Raw genomic sequence first — 18,864 nt, 5'->3', positions numbered from 1 at the left:
GCGTCCTACCCGCTGCAGAGGTGTTCCATGCGCGCCATGGGGCCTTTTCAGCTGGATGGTGCGGCAGGATTGCGGAAGACCCCGGCGGTGGATCCCGATACCACCACCGAGTCACGCAACGGCGCGCGACAGGAGCCAAGAAGTCATGCAGACCAAGCTGGACGCAGCCAAGGCCGAACTGCTCAGGAAGGCAGCAGCAGCCGCTGAGAACAGCCAGGTGGGGGGAGCGGCGCCGGGGGAGGGACTGAGCAACGGCGCTCTGTCCGCGTACCTGCACCACTACTACCTCCACACGGCGGCCGAGGACCTGGTCGACCGCGACCCGGTCGACGTCTACGGCGCGGCCGCCTCGCACTACCGTCTGGGCCTCAAGCGCCCCCAGGGCACCGCCGAGGTGCGGGTCCACACCCCCTCGGTCGAGGAGAACGGCTGGTCCTGCGGCCACACGGTGGTCGAGGTCGTCACCGACGACATGCCCTTCCTGGTCGACTCGGTGACCAACGAGCTGTCCCGCCAGGACCGCGCGATCCACATCGTCATCCACCCCCAGCTGGTCGTCCGCCGCGACATCACCGGCAAGCTGCTGGAGATCCTCGACGTCGACGCCTGCGCCCGCAGCCAGGCCTCCGGCACCGAGTGGCCGGCCGACGCGACCGTCGAGTCGTGGATGCACATCGAGGTCGACCGCGAGACCGACCGCGACGACCTGCGCGAGATCGAGACCGACCTGCGCCGGGTGCTCGGCGACGTCCGCGAGGTCGTCGAGGACTGGACCAAGATGCGCGACTCCGCGCTGCGTCTGGCCGACGAGCTCGCCGAGCAGCCCCCGGCCGGCCTGCCCGAGCAGGAGGTCGGCGAGGCCTGGGAGCTGATGCGCTGGCTCGCCGACGACCACTTCACCTTCCTCGGCTACCGCGAGTACGACCTGGTCGAGCACGAGGGCGAGGAGGTCCTCAAGGCCGTCGCCGGGACCGGCCTCGGCATCCTGCGCTCCGACCCGATCGGCCACGACGACCAGCACCACGCCGTCAGCGAGGCCTTCGGCCGGCTGTCCGCGCCGGTGCGCGCCAAGGCCCACGAGAAGAAGCTGCTCGTCCTCACCAAGGCCAACAGCCGGGCGACCGTGCACCGCCCGTCCTACCTCGACTACGTCGGCGTGAAGAAGTTCGACGCCAACGGCGTGGTCATCGGCGAGCGCCGCTTCCTCGGCCTGTTCTCGGCCGCCGCCTACACCGAGTCGGTCAGCCGCATCCCGGTCGTCCGCCGCAAGGTCCAGGACGTCATCGTCGACTCCGGCTTCTCCACCGAGAGCCACGACGGCCGCGACCTGCTGCAGATCCTGGAGACCTTCCCCCGGGACGAGATCTTCCAGACCCCGGCCGACGAGCTGCTGCAGATCGCCACCAGCGTGCTCTACCTCCAGGAGCGCCGCCGGCTGCGGCTGTTCCTGCGCCAGGACGAGTACGGGCGCTACTTCTCCGCGCTGGTCTACCTGCCGCGCGACCGCTACACCACCCGCATCCGGCTGCGCCTCATGGACATCCTGATGCAGGAGCTCAACGGCGCCTCGATCGACTACACGGTCTGGTCGACGGAGTCGGTGCTGACCCGACTGCACTTCGTCGTCCGGGTCACCCCCGGCAGCGAGCTGCCGCACCTGTCGGACGCCGAGATCGAGCGGATCGAGGCCAAGCTGGCCGAGGCCGCCCGGTTCTGGATGGACGGGTTCAACGACCAGCTGCACATCGAGCTGGGCGAGGAGAAGGCCGCCGAGCTCTCCCGCAAGTACGCCAACGCCTTCCCCGACGGCTACCGCGCGGACTTCACCGCGCGCACCGCGGTCGCGGACCTCAAGCAGATCGAGTCGCTGCACGGCGAGGGCGACTTCCGGCTGAACCTCTACCAGCCGGTCGGCGCGGGCGACGACGAGCGCCGCTTCAAGATCTACCGGGTGGGCGGCCCGATCTCGCTCACCGAGGTGCTGCCGGTCCTCCAGCGGCTGGGCGTCGAGGTGCTCGACGAGCACCCGTACGCGCTGACCCGCTCCGACCACACCACCGCCTGGGTGTACGACTTCGGCCTGCGGCTGCGCGAGGCCGTCGAGCTGACCGACGAGGCGCGCGACCGCTTCCAGGAGACCTTCGCCGCCACCTGGACCGGCAAGGCCGAGAACGACGGCTTCAACAACCTCGTCCTGACCGCCGGGCTGACCTGGCGCCAGGCGATGATGCTGCGCGCCTACGCCAAGTACCTGCGCCAGGCGGGCTCCACGTTCTCCCAGGACTACATGGAGGACGCGCTCCGCAACAACACCCACACCACCCGCCTGCTGGTGAACCTCTTCGAGGCCCGGCTCAGCCCCAGCCACCAGCAGGGCGCGCTGGAGCTGACCGAGGGCATCCTGGAGGAGCTGGACGGCGCGCTGGACGAGGTCGTCTCGCTGGACGAGGACCGCATCCTGCGCTCCTTCCTGCACCTCATCAAGGCCACCCTGCGGACCAACTTCTTCCAGCACGACGGCACCGGCGAGTGGCACTCCTACGTGTCGATGAAGTTCGACCCGAAGGCCATCCCGGACCTGCCGGCCCCGCGCCCGGCGTTCGAGATCTGGGTCTACTCGCCGCAGGTCGAGGGTGTGCACCTGCGCTTCGGCAAGGTCGCCCGCGGCGGTCTGCGCTGGTCCGACCGGCGCGAGGACTTCCGCACCGAGATCCTCGGCCTGGTCAAGGCGCAGATGGTGAAGAACACCGTCATCGTGCCGGTCGGCGCCAAGGGCGGCTTCGTCGCCAAGCAGCTGCCGGACCCGTCGGTGGACCGTGACGCCTGGCTGGCCGAGGGCATCTCGTCCTACAAGACCTTCATCTCGGCGCTGCTGGACATCACCGACAACCTGGTCGGCGGCGAGGTCGTCCACCCGGCCGACGTGGTCCGCCACGACGAGGACGACACCTACCTGGTCGTCGCCGCCGACAAGGGCACCGCGACCTTCTCCGACATCGCCAACGGTGTCGCCGAGTCCTACGGCTTCTGGCTGGGCGACGCGTTCGCCTCCGGCGGCTCGGCCGGCTACGACCACAAGGGCATGGGCATCACCGCCCGCGGCGCCTGGGAGTCCGTCAAGCGCAACTTCCGCGAGCTCGGCGTCGACACCCAGACCGAGGACTTCAGCGTCATCGGCATCGGCGACATGTCCGGCGACGTCTTCGGCAACGGCATGCTGCTCAGCGAGCACATCCGCCTGGTCGCCGCCTTCGACCACCGCCACATCTTCCTGGACCCGAACCCGGAGGCGGCCTCCTCGTACGCCGAGCGCCGCCGCCTGTTCGAGCTGCCCCGCAGCTCCTGGGACGACTACGACAAGTCGCTGATCTCGGCCGGCGGCGGGATCTTCCCGCGCAGCGCCAAGTCGATCCAGCTCACCGCGCAGGTCCGGGCCGCACTGGGGGTCTCCGACACCCGGCTCACCCCCGCCGAGCTGATGAAGGCCATCCTGCAGGCGCCGGTCGACCTGTTCTGGAACGGCGGCATCGGCACCTACGTCAAGGCCTCCACCGAGACCAACGCCGAGGTCGGCGACAAGGCCAACGACGCCATCCGCGTCAACGGCGAGCAGGTCCGCGCCCGCGTCGTCGGCGAGGGCGGCAACCTCGGCTGCACCCAGCTCGGCCGCATCGAGTACGCGGCCTCCGGCGGCCCGGAGGGCACCGGCGGCTGGATCAACACCGACGCCATCGACAACTCGGCCGGTGTGGACACCTCGGACCACGAGGTCAACATCAAGATCCTGCTCAACCAGGTGGTCGCCGACGGCGACATGACGGTCAAGCAGCGCAACACCCTGCTCGCCGAGATGACCGACGAGGTCGGCCACCTCGTCCTGCGCAACAACTACGCGCAGAACGTGGTGCTGGCCAACGCGGTCGCCCAGGCGCACAGCATGGTCAACGTCCACTCCCGGATGATCAACCGGCTGGAGTCGGCCGGCCAGCTCGACCGGGGCCTGGAGTACCTGCCCACCGAGCGGCAGATCCGCGACCGCCAGCAGAACGGCCGGGGCCTGTCCCAGCCGGAGATGTCGGTGCTGCTCGCCTACACCAAGATCACCCTGGCCGAGGAACTGCTCGCCACCGAGCTGCCCGACGACCCGTTCTTCCGCACCGCGCTGCACGAGTACTTCCCCAGCGCGCTGCGGGCCCGGTTCGCCGAGCAGATCGACCGGCACCCGCTGCGCCGCGAGATCATCACCACGCTGATCGTCAACGACACGATCAACCGCGGTGGCTGCACCTTCGCCTTCCGCCTGAAGGAGGAGACCGGCGCGACCTACGAAGAGGTCGCCCGCACCCACACCGCCGCCCGGGCCGTCTTCGGCCTGGAGGAGATCTGGTCCGAGATCGAGGGCCTGGACAACCGGGTCCCGGCCCGGGCGCAGACCAAGATGCGGCTGCACTCGCGCCGTCTGGTCGAGCGCGCGACCCGGTGGATGCTCAACAACCGGCGCCAGCCGCTGGACATCGCCGGCACCATCGAGTTCTTCCACGACCGGGTCAACCAGGTGTGGGGCTCGCTGCCCAAGCCGCTGCGCGGCGAGGACCTGGTCTGGTTCGAGCACGTCTACGGGGAGCTCGCCGGCGCCGGTGTGCCGGAGGAGCTCGCCTCCCGGATCGCGGGCCTGTCCTCGACCTTCCCGACCCTGGACATCACCGAGGTCGCGGACCGGTCCGGCAAGGACGTCGCCCAGGTCGCCGAGCTCTACTACGACCTCGCCGACCGGCTGCAGATCACCCACCTGCTCGACCGGATCATCGAGCTGCCGCGCACCGACCGCTGGTCGTCCATGGCCCGCGCCGCCATCCGCGAGGACCTCTTCGCGGCCCACGCGGCGCTGACCGCCGACATCCTGGCCTGCGGCCCCGAGGGCGCGACCCCCGAGGAGCGGTACACGGCCTGGGCGGAGCTCAACGCGACCCTGCTGAACCGCGCCAAGAGCACCCTCGACGACATAAGGGGTTCGGACAACTACGAGCTGTCCAGCCTCTCGGTCGCGATGCGTGTCATCCGGACCCTGCTCCGCACGGGTTCGATGCGCTGACGAGGCTGTAGCGGTTCAACGGCGGGCCCGCGTCCTGGGTGGACGCGGGCCCGCCGCTTCGTGTGCACACGCGTTCGATACGGTGACCCCCGAACGAGGGGATTGATCACTGTGTCGAAGTCATGGGCCGGGCTGACCGGAGAGACCGGGCAGGTCGGACGGGCCGGGCTGGTCGGACGTCTGACGGGAGCCGCGCTTGCGGCCGCGCTGCTCGCCGGAGCGGCGACGGCCTGCGGGTCGAACGGGGCGGGCGCCGACGGCGCCGGGGCGGTCGCGGGCCGGGCCGGTGCGCCGTCGACCGCGAGCCCCACGCCGTCCGCGACCCCGGAGCCGTTCTCCGCCCTCGGCTACCGCGGGCTCAAGCCCGGGATGACCCAGGAGGTCGCGCTGGCCACCGGCGCCCTGGAGGCCGCCCCCGTGTCAGTGCTCAACGGCTGCACCGACCTGGCGTACCGGGGCGGCCCTGCCCCGGACCCGGTCCGGATGGCGACCGAGGAGGCGGTCCGGGCCAGGCTCGCCGACGCCGAGGCCAAGAACGAGGCGACGAAGAAGGAGATCGCGGTCTTCCCGACCCTTCCGCCCAAGCCCTCGGCGAAGGACTTCAGGACCCTCGCCGACCAGCTGACGGCCTTCCAGGAGAAGGTGAAGGCGCGCGACGCGGCGCACGACCAGCTGATGAAGGTGTTCGACGAGCTGAAGGCGGTCCGCGACGCCCGGGACCTGGCCTTCCTCACCACCGGCCGGGCCGGCTTCGGGCTGGACGGCCTGCGCGAACTGGTCGCCCCCGTCGGTGCGCGCACCGCCGAGGGCATCGGCGCGGGCTCCACGGTCGAGGAGCTCAAGGCGGCCTACGACGTCCAGGGACTCCAGCTCGGCAAGGACGGCAAGTACTCCCTGTGGGCCGGCATCGGCCAGGTCGAGCAGGGGTGGCGGTACGAGTTCACCGTCGACACCGAGCGGGTGACCGGCCTCGCCCTGGTCAACCACGACAGCTACTGCTCCTGAGCCGCTTCCGGGAGGGTTCCTGAGCCGCTGTCGGGACGGCTCCCGGAACCGCCTCCGCAACGGCTTCGGAACCGCGACGCTGCCGCGGACAGGTGGAGGTGTGGAGCTGTCACAGCGGGGACGGATACGGAACGGGGACCAATGGGCGTTCGGGGAGCTTTTCGATCAGGCGGCAGACGACCTGTACCGGTACGCGGTGCGGGTGTCGGGGGACTGGGCGGTCGCGGAGGACATCGTCCAACTCACCTTCCTGGAGGCGTGGCGGCTGCGCCACAAGCTGCGCGAGAGCGACGAGCCGGTCCGCCCCTGGCTGTTCGGGGTCGCCGCCAACGTGCTGCGGAACACGACCCGCGCGGCCCGGCGGCACCGCGCCGCGATGGAGCGGCTGCCGCCCAGGGACGTGGTGCCGGACTTCGCCGACGAACTCGTCGGGCGGCTTGACGACAGCGCCCAACTGGCCGCCGCGCGGCGGGCGCTGGAGCGGCTGCGGAAGGCGGAGCGGGAGGTGTTCGGCCTCTGCGTCTGGGCCGGGCTCGACTACGCGAGTGCCGCCGAGGCGCTCGGGGTGCCCGTCGGGACGGTGCGTTCGCGGCTCTCGCGCGCCCGCACCAAGCTCCGGGCGCTCGCCGAGGAAGAACTGCGGAAAGGGCGGGAACTCCGCCCCGAGCCCGGACAGGTACGGGTTGGCCGCACCGATGCGGCCCGGTCGACACGGGAGACGAACCGATGAACGAGCACGAGCGTGCCGAACTGGCCCGGCTGTTGCCGCCGCCGGCGCGGCCCGAACTCTCCTCAGACCGCCACCGGCTGTTGAGGGGACATCTGATGAGTGAGATCCGGGACACCAAGCCCGCGCGCGTCCGGCGGGGCAAGCTCGGCTGGGTGGCGATTCCGGCCCTGGCGGGCGGTCTGGCCCTGGCGATGGTCCTGCCGGGCGGCAGTGACGGCGCGGCCTCCAAGGCCCCGCTGGCCCAGCAGCAGAGCGGGCAGGTCCAGGGCGAGCAGCCGGCCGAGAGCGGCAGCACCACGCTGAACGTCGCCCCGGTCGCGGCCGTCCAGCTGCTGACCCAGGCCGCCGACACTGCGGCCGGCAAGCCGGACCCGAAGCCCGGCAAGAACCAGTTCGTCTACATCGACAGCCTGGTGTCCTTCGCGGGCACCAACCTGGCCACCGGCGAGACGAAGGTCGACGCGCCGCACCGCCGCCAGATCTGGCTGTCGGTGGACGGCAGCCAGTGGGGCGTCCTGAAGGAGGAGGGCAAGTTCGGCAAGGGCGAGGCCGCTGCGAAGGAAGGGGACAAGCGCCCCGCGCCGCGCCCCGACGGCGGGCTGTGGCTCGACCCGACCAAGAAGCCGAGCATCGGCGCGCCGACCTACAACTACCTGGCCGGTCTGCCGACCGACCCGGACGCGCTGCTGAAGAAGATCTACGCCGAGACCAAGGGCCAGGGCCGCACCCCTGACCAGGAGGCGTTCGCGACCATCGGGGACCTGCTGCGCGAGCAGATCGCCCCGCCGGCCGTGAGTGCCGCCCTCTACCGCGCCGCCGCCAAGATCCCCGGCGTCACCGCGGTCGCGGACTCGGCGGACTCCTCGGGCCGCCACGGTGTCGCCGTGGCGCACGAGGACAGCGGCGTGCGGACCGAGTGGATCTTCGACCCGAAGAGCCACGAGTTCCTCGGCGAGCGCGAGGTCGTCGTCACCGACGGCGACTTCGGCAAGGCCGGCACGGTGATCGGCCACACGGCGGTCCTGGGCCGCTCGATCACCGACAAGCCGGGCGACGAGCCGAAGCAGACCAACGCCTGATCACGTCCTGAGTGAAGCTGTGGGGCCCGGTGGAAGCGGGCCCCACAGCCGTTTCGGGGCCGCAGCAAGGATATAACTTGCAGCGAATATAACTTGAGGCGCATAGTTGGTTCGTGGCATGGGAAGTCTCGTTACATGAAGAGGTCGTTGCCTGGTTCGTTCGGCTCGTGGAGGATGAGCCGGAGGTCGCGGACCAGGTCTCGGCGGCCATCGACAAGCTCGAAGCCGACGGGCCCACGTTGGGCCGACCACTTGTCGACCGGATCAAGAAGTCGAGGCATCGCAACATGAAGGAGCTCCGGCCTCGCGCCGGTGGCGCGGTCGAGATCCGCATCCTCTTCGCCTTCGACCCCGACCGCGAAGCGATCCTCCTGGTGGCGGGCGACAAGACGGGCGCCTGGAACCAGTGGTACGACGAGAACACCCCCGTCGCGGATGCCAGGTTCGACGAGCATCTCCGAGTACTCAAGGAAGGCGAGAAGTAGATGGCCAGGTCCTGGAAAGAGGTCCGGCCCGAGGTTGTCACCGACGAAGCCCGGGTCGCGGCGCACCGCGCCAAGCTCGACGCCGAAGTGCGGGCCTACCGTCTCGCGGAGATCCGCAAGGAGCAGGCGCTGACGCAGGTCGAGGTGGCCGAGATCATCGGCGTGACCCAGCCGAATGTGTCCCGGCTGGAGAAGGGCGACCTCGACGGCGCGGCTCTGGCGACGATTCGCGCCTACGTGGAGGCGCTCGGAGGCAGGCTCCGCCTGGTCGCCGATTTCGGCGACCGCCAGCTCGTCATTCAGTGACGCAGAGGTCTGTGACGGCCCCGCCCGGCTCGCCGGTGCGAGCCCGGGCGACGAGCTGAAGCAGACCAACGCCTGATCACGTCCTGAGTGAAGCTGTGGGGCCCGGTGGAAGCGGGCCCCACAGCCGTTTCGGGGCAGTGCTGTCGTGGAGTCCGGCTCCGTCGTCCCTGCCTGCCGTTCGCACTCTTGCCGAGGGCAAAAGGCCCGTCAAGGGGGTGCCGTGGCCCGGATGTCCTCTCCGGTGGAGGGCGGCGCGGGCGAGGGTGGCGCCGACGGCGGCGGTGACCGGGGCGCTCGGGGCGACTTCGGCGCAGGAGCGGCAGGGCCCGGGGCGGCGGACCGGGTCGTGGCAGTGGGGGCACTCGGAGTACGTGGCGGGAGCGGCCCCGGCGCGCGGGGGTGGGAGTTTGCGCGCGAGCCGGTCGCGGAGGAGCGCGACCGGCGAGTGGAGGGGCGTGGGCAGGCCGGGCAGCAGGGCGTGGGCCAGGTCGGTGGCGGTGCTGCCGTGTTCGAGCCATTGGCGGACGAGCGGTGCGAGCGCCTGCGCCTCGGCGAGCCCGAGGCGCAGGCGCGGTTCGGGTCGGAGGGCGCGGAACAGTGCGGCCACGGCTTCGCGGGTCTGCTCGTCGGGCAACTCGGCCGGGAGGGTGGGTACTTCTTCCGGGTTCTTTACAGGAGGGGCGTCAGGGCGGCCGGTGTTCCGTCGACCGGCGACCGGACGGGCGACACCCGGTGGTACGAGCTGCGGGACGTCGAAGACGTGGGCCTCGGAGCGGATCGTCCCGTCCGCGCGCCGGACACGGACGACCCGGTAGTACCCGGCGTCGGTGAGTTCCTTGAGGGCCCGGCGGACGGTGCCGCGCCCCTGGGGGCTGGTGTCCGCCATGTGTCTGCCGTCCTCGCGCCACCCGTCGGGGCGCGAGAGGAGATCGGCCAGGAGTCCGCGGGCGGTGAAGCTGAGCCGCCGGTCCTGCAACAGGCCGTTGGGAAGCACGGTGAATGAGCGCGCGTGGGCGCTACGATGAATCTGCATCTGGAGTTGTCGCTCCTGGTGCCGGACCCCGGGGTGTTCCACCACCGCCGGGGTCTTCTATGTTCTGTTGATAATGCGGAACGTAGCACATTAGCCACGGAGCGTGCGAAGCGTTCGGGATGAGAAGGGTGGGGCCGAGGGCCCGCCCTCGGCCCCACCCTTGGGTATCGGGGTCATGTGGCGACCCCGATCGGGTAGGGCCCGCACTCGCACCAGACGACCTTGCCCGGCCCCTCGGCGCGGGCGGAGTGCCCCCACTTGAGGGCGAGGGCCTCGACGAGGAGCAGGCCGCGGCCGCACCCGTCGGTCACGGCCGGCTGCCGGGGGACGGGCGGGTGCTCGCTCGCGTCGTGGACCTCGATGCGGAGGCGGGTGTCGTCGACGTCGAAGAAGACCCGGATCAGCCGCCCGGGCATCCCCGAGTGCAGCACGGCATTGCCGACCAGCTCCGAGGTGAGCAACTCGCCGACCTCCAGGAAGTCCTGGCCGCCCGGCACGGTGTCGAGCAGCTCGCGCAGCATCCGCCGCGCGAGCTGCGGCGATCTGCGGGAGCGGGGGAGCCAGGCATTGCGCGCGGACATCGGGTCGGTGGGCCTGTCGGTTCCGGGCATGGGGGAGCCACCTCCGGTGGGTTGGGGGGTGTCCGGGCGAACTGGCGGCCCGGTGGAGGGTGATGGGCACAGGAATGCCCGAGTGGTCATCACTCAGCGTGGATGAGTGAGCCACTTTGGGTAGCATGCGCCCGGAGTCGGAATCTTCGCAACTGTTCTTCGAAGAACAATTTCCGATCTTGGTAAATGGGTACTCTGAGGCCATTCCACCTGTGGAGTCGGGGAGTTGATCACTTGTCCCAGTTGCGCCCATCAGTTCGACGCCGTCGCGTGGCGAGCCTGCTCATTCGTCATCGGGAAGCGGCGGACCGAACGCCCGACGAGGCGGCGAAGCGGATCGACTGCCATCGTTCGAAGATCAGCCGTATGGAGAATGCCTGGCTGCCGATCTCCAGCAGTGAGTTGCGTGATCTGCTGACGTTCTACGGTGTGGACGACCCCGTGTACGTGGAGGAGGTCGTCGCGCTCAACCGGAAGAGCTCGGAGCGAGGTTGGGCGCAGCAGTTCGACATCTCCCCGCCCTCGTATGTCGACTACATCGACTACGAGGAGAGCGCCAGCCACATCCGCTCGTTCCAACCGATGATGGTGGCGGGTCTGTTGCAGACGGCGGACTATGCGCGGGCGATCTACGAGGCTTCACCTTTTGACATCCCGCCGCAGCGGATCGATGAGCTGGTGGCTGTGCGCCTGCAACGGCAGAGGTTTCTGGATCACGCTGAGTCGCCCAGGCTCAGCGTGATCCTGGGAGAGGCCGCACTTCGTGGGCAAGTAGGCGGAGTGGAGGTCATGCGGTCACAGCTGGAGCACCTGCGGCAGGTGAGTGATCGCCCGAACATCGAGTTGCAGGTGCTTCCGTTCAGCGCGGGTGCCCATGCGGGAATCATGGGCTCGTTCGTGCTCTTCAGCTTCCCGACTTCGGCCTTCTCCGATGTCGTGTGTCTGGAGCATCGGGCAGGCATGCTCTATCTGGAGACGCAGGAGGAGACGTCTGCCTATACGCTCACGTTCGACTCGCTGCGGTCGAGTGCGTTGAGCGTCTCCGAGAGCCTCGACCTACTGGCCCGGGTCGGAGGAGAGTTGTAGCTCGGTATCAAGCGGAGGTGCTGAAGGTGTCTGTTCCCGATCTCAGTCGCGTGAACTGGAGGAAGAGCACGTTCAGTGGGGAGACCGGGGACTGCGTCGAGGTTGCTGATGGGGTTCCCGGGGCTCTGCCCGTGCGTGACTCGAAGGATCCGCTGGGCCCCTCTCTTCTGTTCACCTCTGAGGCGTGGGTGGCCTTCGTTGCCGGTGTGCGCGCGGGGGAGTTCGGCGCCGGGGTCTGAAATGTTCTTCCTTTGCCGCCCTGTCCTGTCCTGCCCGGCCGCGATCACGATCGCGGCCGGGCAGAAACTGCAAGTGCCCTGTGGCCTTCCTGCCGTCTGCGCAGGAAGTCGGTTCGGTCGACTTCCTGCGCAGAACGAGGGCTTTCGGGTCATGCCCCGTGTTGCTCGGTGATGCCGGCGGCCCCGGCTACCAAGGCCGGGGCCGCCGCTGCTCTTGTGGCTCCGGGAAGGATGGGCGGGCGGGGGCGGCGTGCCCGCGACCTTTCAGGTGTCGCCGCTTCGGCACGGCCGAAGCGGCGACAGGCCGACAGAAGGGCGGGACGAAACCGTCTCCCCGGTCTCGTCGGTTCTGCAAAGCCTTCCGCCCCTGTCGCGATCGAATCGCGACAGGGGCGGACGACCCACCTCAGGTCAGCGCGCCGCGGCGCGTTGGAGGGCGCTGGCGAGGAGGGCGAGGTCGGTGGGGCCGTTGCCCAGCTCGCGGACCGGGCGACGTGCCGGTGGGGCGCCGAGCTGGAGCGGGTCTATGGCGACGACGGTGGGCCGCAGGGTGGCGGTGCGGGGGATGCGGCCGCTGATGCGGGCGGTCTGGAACGCCGTGACGCCGCCGTCCGGCAGGCGCAGGTAGCCGCGGCCCGGAGTCGTGTCCGGCAGGGCCGCCGCGTCGCCGAGGTGGATCAGCAGGTCCGAGTCGGCCGGGTCGTCCGTCCGCAGCGCGATCCGCAGCAGCGCGGCGTCGTCGACCTCGGTGCCGGTGGTCTCCTCCGGGTGCCCGGTGGTCACCGCGAGGTGGATGCCGAGCGGCCCGCCGCGGCGGGCGACGGCGGCCAGGGCCCGGGCGAGCGGTCGCCCGGCCGGGGAGGTCGGGGCGAGCAGGGCGTCGTAGTCGTCGACGACGACCACCAGCCGGGGCGGGCAGGGCCCGGCCGCCCCCGCCGCCGGGGTGGCCGCGCCCTCGGGGCTGCGCGGCTGGATGATGCGCGGGGTGCTCGCCGCCGCCGGCGGGGCGCCGACGGTGGCGGGGACCGGGACGGGCTCCCCGTCGAGGATGCGGGCCGCGTGCCAGGAGGCGAAGTCCAGGCCGTCGAACAGCCGCTCCCGCATCGCGAGCTCGTCCTCCAGCGCCTCGGCCGCGAGCAGCGCCCCGCGCGGGTCGCCGTCGGCGTTCACCAGGCCGGTGACGTGCGGGAGTTCGGTGCAGCCGGCGAGCCCGTCCTCGGTGGCCCGGCCCTCGACGACGGTGACGGCGAGGCGTTCGGGCCGCTCGGAGACGGCGAGCGAGGCGATCAGGGTGCGCAGCAGCTCGGTCTTGCCGGAGCCGCGCGCGCCGCCGATCAGCAGGTGCGGGCCGCCCGGGTCGGGGGAGGGCAGGGTGAGTTCGGGGTCGGCGAGGTCGAGCACGCACAGCTCGTCGCGGGTGGTGCCGAGCAGGGCGGTGGCGGCGCCGATGCCGCCGGCGTGGGCGTCCCAGCGGGCGGAGAGCTTGGCCGGGGTGACGGTGTCCAGCTGGAGCAGGTCGAGCAGGCGCAGCGCGTCCGGCAGCGGCCCCCGGTTGGCCGGGGTGGCCTCGCGCAGTGGCGCGAGGACCCGGGCCAGGCGCTCGGCCCAGGCGTCGGAGACGGCGTCCAGGGAGATCTCGTGCAGGGTCTCGCGGCCGCGGGCGACCGGGCCCGGGCGGTCGAGCGACAGCTGGGTGCCGACCTCGCCGGTGATCAGCGCGGTGGCGCCGAGGCCGCGCGGCAGCAGCTCGGGCTGTTCGGCGAGGCAGACCGGGAAGATGCCGACCGCCGGGCCCTGGCGCAGCAGCAGGTCGAGCGCCTGCCGGGCGGCCGGGGCGGCCGGGCGGCCGTCGACCACGACCACGGTGGCGGGGTGGCCGCCGAGGCCGACCGGGCCGCTGAGCCGGGTGGTGAGCTCGGTGAGCCGGGCGGCGGCCTGCTCGTCGTCGAGGCCGAGCAGCAGCCGGCAGTCCTGGCCCTCGGCGGGCCGCAGGTGGGGCAGCCACAGGGCCCAGGCCCAGGTGTCGACGCGGTCCTGCGGGGTGCGCGCCGGGTCGGCGTCGACCACCACCAGGCTGAGCCCGGTCGGCGGGTGCAGGGCAGCGAGCTGGGCGACGACGGCGCGGGTCAGCGCGTCCAGCCGCTCGCGCGGGCCGCTGAGGCCGAGGCTGCCGGCGGTCTGCAGGTCGAGGGTGACCGGGACGGCGGGGAGCACGGTGCCGGGCGAGGTGCCGGGGCCGCCGGGCCGGTCGGCGGTGCCGAGCCGCAGGGTGAGCGCGTCGGGGTGGCCGGGGCCGCGCTCCCAGAGCCGGGGCCCGCGGCCGACCGCGTTGAGCAGCAGGGTGGCGAGGTCGGGCCAGCGCTCGCGCTGGGCGGCGGCCTGCCGGGTGCGGACGGCGGCGTGGTGGCGCTCGGCGCTCTCCTCGGGCGGTTCGGCGGCGGAGCGGCCGAGCCGGAGCGAGAGCAGGCCCCGGCCGCGCCCGGTGGGCGGTTCGGGCGCGCTGGGCGGCTCGGTGACCGGCGGGGCGGGCCGGGCCGGGGCGGGGGCGGCGAGCTGGAGGTGGCCGTGGCCGTCGGGGAGCGCGGCGCGGGCGGGCGGCCCGGAGCCGTCCAGGGTGTCGGGGACGGTCACCCGCAGGGTGGTCTCGCCGAGCCGCAGCAGGCCGGGGCCGTCGAGCGGGACGGCCTCCTCCGGGGCTCCCGGCGGGACGATCCGCCCGTCCACGGTGGTGCCGTTGGTGGAGCCCAGGTCGCGGACGGTGACCGTGCCGTCCTCGGCGAGGTGCAGGGCGAGGTGCAGCCGCGAGACGTCGGGGTCGTCGACCGGGACGTCGGCCTCGCCGGAGCGGCCGACCCGGATCTCCCGGCCGTGCAGCCGGTGCACGCCGCCGGCGTCGGGGCCGCCGACGACGCGGAGTTCGGCGGCGGCGGGGGTGTCGTCCGGGTCGTCGGCGGTCGGGTCCGGCTCGTTGAGGGAGAGGACGGCGCCGTCGAGCAGCGGGGGGTGGCCGAGCAGGGTGTGCTCGTCCACCCGGCGCGCCCCGGCGTAGAGGTGCACATGGGTGGCGGCCCGAGGTCCGCGCACGCCGACGGCGCCCGCGAGCGCCCCCGCGAGGGAGCCGAGCGCGGTGCCCACGGGTGCGGTGACCAGCACGTCCACGTAGGGGATGGCGGTGCCGGCGACTGCCGGGCCGCTGCGCGGTCGGAGGACGGTCAGCCGGATCTGCATCTCGCCCGCGGTCCCTTCTGCTGGTGTGACGCCGTTGTGCCGCTGCCCGGGGCCGCCGCGGGGGAGCGGGGGTGGCCGCGACACCGGTTGGGCCACAAGAGTGGCGAGTGTCATCCTGCCATCCGTCACGGACAGTCCGCGCACGGTACCGGATTTGACGATCTTGCGATCATCGCCATGTTTGCGGGCGACGGAGAGTCAGGTCAACCGGTGCCCGGAAAGGCAGGCCCGGCGGCCCCGGTGGAACCGCCGGCGGGCCCTGCGGGTCTTCCCGTAGGGGATGTCCCCCAACCCGGGCGAACGCCCTGCCGGTCGCCCCAAAAACGTGAACGAGCCCCGTTAGAGTGGCCGGAAACACGGGCCCGGCAGGCTCACCGCACCGGCGGAGGAGCCGCCCGCGCGGGCGGCACGGCGAGGAGTGCGACAGGTGCGGCCAGTCGGGAGCAAGTATCTGCTGGAGGAGACCCTCGGACGGGGGGCCACCGGCACCGTCTGGCGCGGCCGGGTCCGCGCCGACGTCGAAGTCCCCGGTACCGCGCCCGGGCAGTTGGTGGCGATCAAGATCCTGCGCGAGGAGCTCGCCGCCGACCCCGATGTCGTGATGCGGTTCCTGCGGGAGCGCTCGCTGCTGCTGCGGCTCACCCACCCGAACATCGTCAAGGTCCGCGACCTGGTCGTCGAGGGCGAGCTGCTGGCCCTGGTGATGGACCTCGTCGACGGCCCCGACCTGTCCCGCTACCTGCGCCAGAACGGTCCGTTCAGCCCGATCGCGGGCGCCCTGCTGATGGCCCAGGTCGCCGACGCGCTGGCCGCCAGCCACGCCGACGGCATCGTCCACCGCGACCTCAAGCCGGCCAACGTGCTGCTCGCCACCGCCGTGGTCGAGGGCACCGAGCAGATGCACCCGATGCTGACCGACTTCGGCATCGCCCGGCTCGCCGACTCCCCGGGCATCACCCGCAGCCACGAGTTCGTCGGCACCCCCGCCTATGTCGCGCCGGAGTCCGCCGAGGGCCGTCCGCAGACCTCCGCGGTGGACGTCTACGGCGCCGGGATCATGCTGTACGAGCTGGTCACCGGACGCCAGCCGTTCCAGGGCGACAACCCGCTGGCGATCCTCCAGGCGCACCTCGCCCAGGAGCCGCAGCGGCCGTCCACCATGCCCGAGCCGCTCTGGACGGTGATCGAGCGCTGCCTGCGCAAGGACCCGGCGCAGCGGCCCGGCGCGGTCTCGCTCTCCCGGGCGCTGCGGGTGGTCGCGGCCGGGGTGGGCGTGCACGCCTCCCCGGCGGCGGTGGACGAGGCGCTGGCCGTGGGCGCGCTGCTCGTGCCCGATCCGCAGCCGACCGTCGTGCCGAGCAGCCCGGACGCCGCGGGCCAGGGCCCGCTGGGCGGTCCGGGCGTGGCCGGTCTGCCGTTCGCCGCCGAGGACCGCACCCAGGTGCTCCCGGCCGGCCAGGCCGCCCCCGGCCAGCCCGGCCAGGGGTACGACCCGGCGGCGGCCACCCGGGTGATGGGCACCCAGCCGCCCCCGTACGACCCCGCGGCCGCCACCCGGGTGATGCCGCCCGCCGCGGTGCCGCCGCCCCCGCCCGGGCCGCCGCAGGCCGACGCGCCGCACCCGTGGCAGTCCCAGCTGCGGGCCGCCCGGGACCGCAACCAGCAGACCGAGATCGGCTACTTCGAGCCCGAGGACTTCGAGGCCCCGCCGGTCGCCCCGCCGCCCTACCAGGCCGGACAGGGCCACCAGCAGCAGGGCCACCAGGGCTACCAGCAGCAGCCGGGCCACCCCCAGCAGCCGGGGTACCGGCCGCCGCAGGGCTACCAGCAGGGCCAGCCGCCGCAGGGCTACCCGCAGCAGGGCGGGCACCAGGCCCCGCCCGGCTACGCCCAGCGCCCGCCGGTCGCCCCGCCGCCGTACCGGACCGGGCCGGGCGGGCAGCCGCCCGGCGGTGGACGCCCGCAGCCGCCCGCCGGCTACAACCAGCCGTCGCAGCAGGGCCAGGGCCAGCCGTACGGGCAGCAGCCCCCGCCGGCCCCCGCGCCCGCGCAGTCGGCCCCGCGCCGGGCGGCCGCGGCTCCTGCCGCTCCGCAGCGCCGGGCCGAGCCGCCCGCGCCGCAGCACCGCGAGCCCCCGCAGCGCCGGGCCGAGCCGCCGCGCGAGGCGCCCCGCGAGACGCCGCGCCGCGAGCCGCGCCCGCGCAGCCGCAACCGGATGTACATCCCGGGCCTGGGCTGCCTCAAGGGCTGCCTGATGGTGCTGCTGGTGCTGGCGGTGGCCGCGGTGGCGCTGTGGAACTTCACCCCGCTCCCCGAGTACTGGGCCGACGTCCAGGACTGGTTCACCAGCGCGAAGGACTGGGTGACCAACGTCTTCGACTCGAAGAAATGACGGTGCCGCGGTGACGGCGGGGCGGTGCCGGGGCCCGGCACCGGCTCCGGTCGGCGGAATTGACGCTTTGTCGACAATCCCCGGGAATTCTTGCCGTTTCCCGCCCGCCGAGCGGCCCCGGGCGGCCCGCGGAGGGTGTCCGGGCGCGTAGGTTGGTCGCTGTTGTCCCGCCCCATCGAGTGCACCGGACCAGCCCGGGGCGCTCCCGCCGCCCACGGAGCAGCATTGGCACGCAAGATCGGCAGCCGCTACACCGTCCACCAGGTGATCGGCCGGGGCTCGGCCGGGACGGTCTGGCTCGGCGAGGGCCCGGACGGTCCGGTCGCGGTCAAGCTGCTCCGCGAGGACCTGGCCGCCGACCAGGTGCTGGTCGGGCGCTTCGTCCAGGAACGCGCCGCGCTGACCAGCCTCGACCACCCCCGGGTGGTCGGCGTGCGCGACATGGTGGTGGACGGCAGCGACCTCGCCCTGGTGATGGAACTCGTCCAGGGCACCGACCTCCGCTCCCGGCTGGAGCGCGACGGCGCGGTGCCCCCGCAGGCCGCCGCCTCGATCATCGCGGACGTCGCCGACGGCCTGGCCGCCGCCCACGCGGCCGGAATCGTGCACCGCGACGTCAAGCCGGAGAACGTCCTGCTCGACCTCTCCGCCGCCCCCGGGCCCGGCGGCGCCCCGCGGGCCAAGCTGACCGACTTCGGGGTGGCCCGGCTGGTCGACGCCCCCCGCCGCACCCGGGCGACCAGGATCATCGGCACCCCCGACTACCTCGCCCCCGAGATCATCGAGGGCCTGGAGCCGCGCGCCGCCGTCGACATCTACGCCCTCGCCACCGTGCTCTACGAACTGCTGGCCGGCTTCACCCCGTTCGGCGGCGGCCACACCGGGGCGGTGCTGCGCCGGCACGTCACCGAGCAGGTGCCGCCGATCCCCGGTCTGCCCGACGGCCTGTGGCGGATCATCGCCGAGTGCCTGGCCAAGGCCCCGGCCTCGCGGCTGCGCGCCGCCGAGCTGGCGGCCCGGCTGCGCGAGCAGCTGCCCGCCCTGGCCGGACTGCCGGTGCTGGCCGTCCCGCAGCAGGGCCGGGTGCCGGCCGAGGAACAGCTGACCCCGGGCGAGGCGGTCTACGCCGAGGTGGACGCCGCCCCCGGCACCCACAAGCGCCGCCGCGGCCCGGCCGTCCCGCTGGTGCCGGGCGCCGCCCCCGACTCCACCCGGGACACCCACACCAGCCTGCGCCGCCCCTCCGCGCACGAGCTGGCCTCCTACGCGGCCGAGTCGCGGGCCCAGCGGACCGCCCCGGGCACGGCCCACCGCCGCGACCGCCAGGCGCTGCTGCGCCGCCGCCGGATGCTGGCCGTGCTGCTGGCCACGATCCTGCTGCTGGCCGGGGCCGCGGCGGCCTGGACCGCCTTCGCCGCGACCGCCCCGGACGCCGGTCCCGGCCCGCGCCCGGCCACCTCCGCGACGGCTCCGCGGGCTCCCTGACCGGGGCCGTCCGCGTGCGGGGCGGCCGTCCCGGGGGCGCGCTCCGGGCCTCGGAGGCCCCCGGGGTCGTCATGTGCACCCCGGGAACCATTA

13 protein-coding genes are annotated in these 18,864 nt (G+C 72.8%); 11 read left to right on the top strand and 2 right to left on the bottom strand.

Features of this window, described 5'->3' with window-relative positions; genetic code table 11:
• Positions 1 to 145 precede the first annotated feature (145 nt).
• From ACW14Y_RS16535 to ACW14Y_RS16505, 7 genes are all read left to right on the top strand, one after another.
• Positions 146 to 5,092 carry an NAD-glutamate dehydrogenase gene (locus ACW14Y_RS16535; protein ID WP_456987382.1) on the top strand — a complete coding sequence of 1,649 codons (4,947 nt, stop codon included), beginning with the start codon at positions 146 to 148 and terminating at the stop codon, positions 5,090 to 5,092.
• Between the two features lie 111 nt (positions 5,093 to 5,203).
• Entirely contained in the window at positions 5,204 to 6,097 is an 894-nt protein-coding gene (locus ACW14Y_RS16530) for a hypothetical protein (protein ID WP_456987380.1), read from the top strand.
• 100 nt (positions 6,098 to 6,197) lie between these two features.
• The gene (locus ACW14Y_RS16525) at positions 6,198 to 6,827 is read left to right on the top strand and encodes an RNA polymerase sigma factor (RefSeq protein ID WP_456987378.1); all 630 of its coding nucleotides are present in this window, start codon (positions 6,198 to 6,200) and stop codon (positions 6,825 to 6,827) included.
• Positions 6,824 to 7,906, top strand: a complete 1,083-nt coding sequence (locus ACW14Y_RS16520; RefSeq protein WP_456987376.1) for a CU044_5270 family protein — start codon at positions 6,824 to 6,826, stop codon at positions 7,904 to 7,906. Before ACW14Y_RS16525 ends, ACW14Y_RS16520 begins: the two co-directional genes overlap by 4 nt.
• Positions 7,907 to 8,019: 113 nt before the next feature.
• The gene (locus tag ACW14Y_RS16515; RefSeq protein WP_456987374.1) at positions 8,020 to 8,391 is read left to right on the top strand and encodes a type II toxin-antitoxin system RelE/ParE family toxin; all 372 of its coding nucleotides are present in this window, start codon (positions 8,020 to 8,022) and stop codon (positions 8,389 to 8,391) included.
• Positions 8,392 to 8,697, top strand: a complete 306-nt coding sequence (locus ACW14Y_RS16510; RefSeq protein ID WP_043474747.1) for an XRE family transcriptional regulator — start codon at positions 8,392 to 8,394, stop codon at positions 8,695 to 8,697.
• Between the two features lie 505 nt (positions 8,698 to 9,202).
• On the top strand, positions 9,203 to 9,700 hold the full coding sequence (locus tag ACW14Y_RS16505) for a hypothetical protein (protein WP_456987372.1): 498 nt from the start codon (positions 9,203 to 9,205) through the stop codon (positions 9,698 to 9,700).
• Positions 9,701 to 9,903: 203 nt separating this feature from the next.
• On the opposite strand, the gene ACW14Y_RS16500 is transcribed toward ACW14Y_RS16505, so the two are convergent.
• Complete coding sequence (locus ACW14Y_RS16500) at positions 9,904 to 10,341, bottom strand: ATP-binding protein (protein WP_456987370.1); 438 nt, start codon at positions 10,339 to 10,341, stop codon at positions 9,904 to 9,906.
• A 270-nt stretch (positions 10,342 to 10,611) separates the two neighbouring features.
• Here ACW14Y_RS16500 and ACW14Y_RS16495 point away from each other — a divergent pair, with 270 nt between their 5' ends.
• Positions 10,612 to 11,427, top strand: coding sequence for a helix-turn-helix domain-containing protein (locus ACW14Y_RS16495; RefSeq protein ID WP_375984802.1), 816 nt, complete (start codon positions 10,612 to 10,614; stop codon positions 11,425 to 11,427).
• Positions 11,428 to 11,444: 17 nt separating this feature from the next.
• A complete protein-coding gene (locus ACW14Y_RS16490) occupies positions 11,445 to 11,666 on the top strand; it encodes a DUF397 domain-containing protein (protein WP_456987367.1) in 222 nt (73 codons plus the stop codon).
• A gap of 411 nt (positions 11,667 to 12,077) precedes the next feature.
• Here ACW14Y_RS16490 and ACW14Y_RS16485 read toward each other — a convergent pair whose 3' ends face one another.
• On the bottom strand, positions 12,078 to 14,894 hold the full coding sequence (locus ACW14Y_RS16485; protein WP_456987365.1) for an FtsK/SpoIIIE domain-containing protein: 2,817 nt from the start codon (positions 14,892 to 14,894) through the stop codon (positions 12,078 to 12,080).
• A 427-nt stretch (positions 14,895 to 15,321) separates the two neighbouring features.
• Here ACW14Y_RS16485 and ACW14Y_RS16480 point away from each other — a divergent pair, with 427 nt between their 5' ends.
• Entirely contained in the window at positions 15,322 to 17,286 is a 1,965-nt protein-coding gene (locus ACW14Y_RS16480) for a serine/threonine-protein kinase (protein ID WP_456987363.1), read from the top strand.
• 225 nt (positions 17,287 to 17,511) lie between these two features.
• Positions 17,512 to 18,771, top strand: coding sequence for a serine/threonine-protein kinase (locus tag ACW14Y_RS16475; RefSeq protein WP_380303840.1), 1,260 nt, complete (start codon positions 17,512 to 17,514; stop codon positions 18,769 to 18,771).
• The last annotated feature ends 93 nt before the right edge of the window (positions 18,772 to 18,864 follow it).

This window comes from Kitasatospora sp. cg17-2, assembly GCF_054031055.1.
The sequence above is the reverse complement of the archived record's forward strand: the minus strand, read 5'-3'. Positions and strand labels throughout refer to the sequence as shown.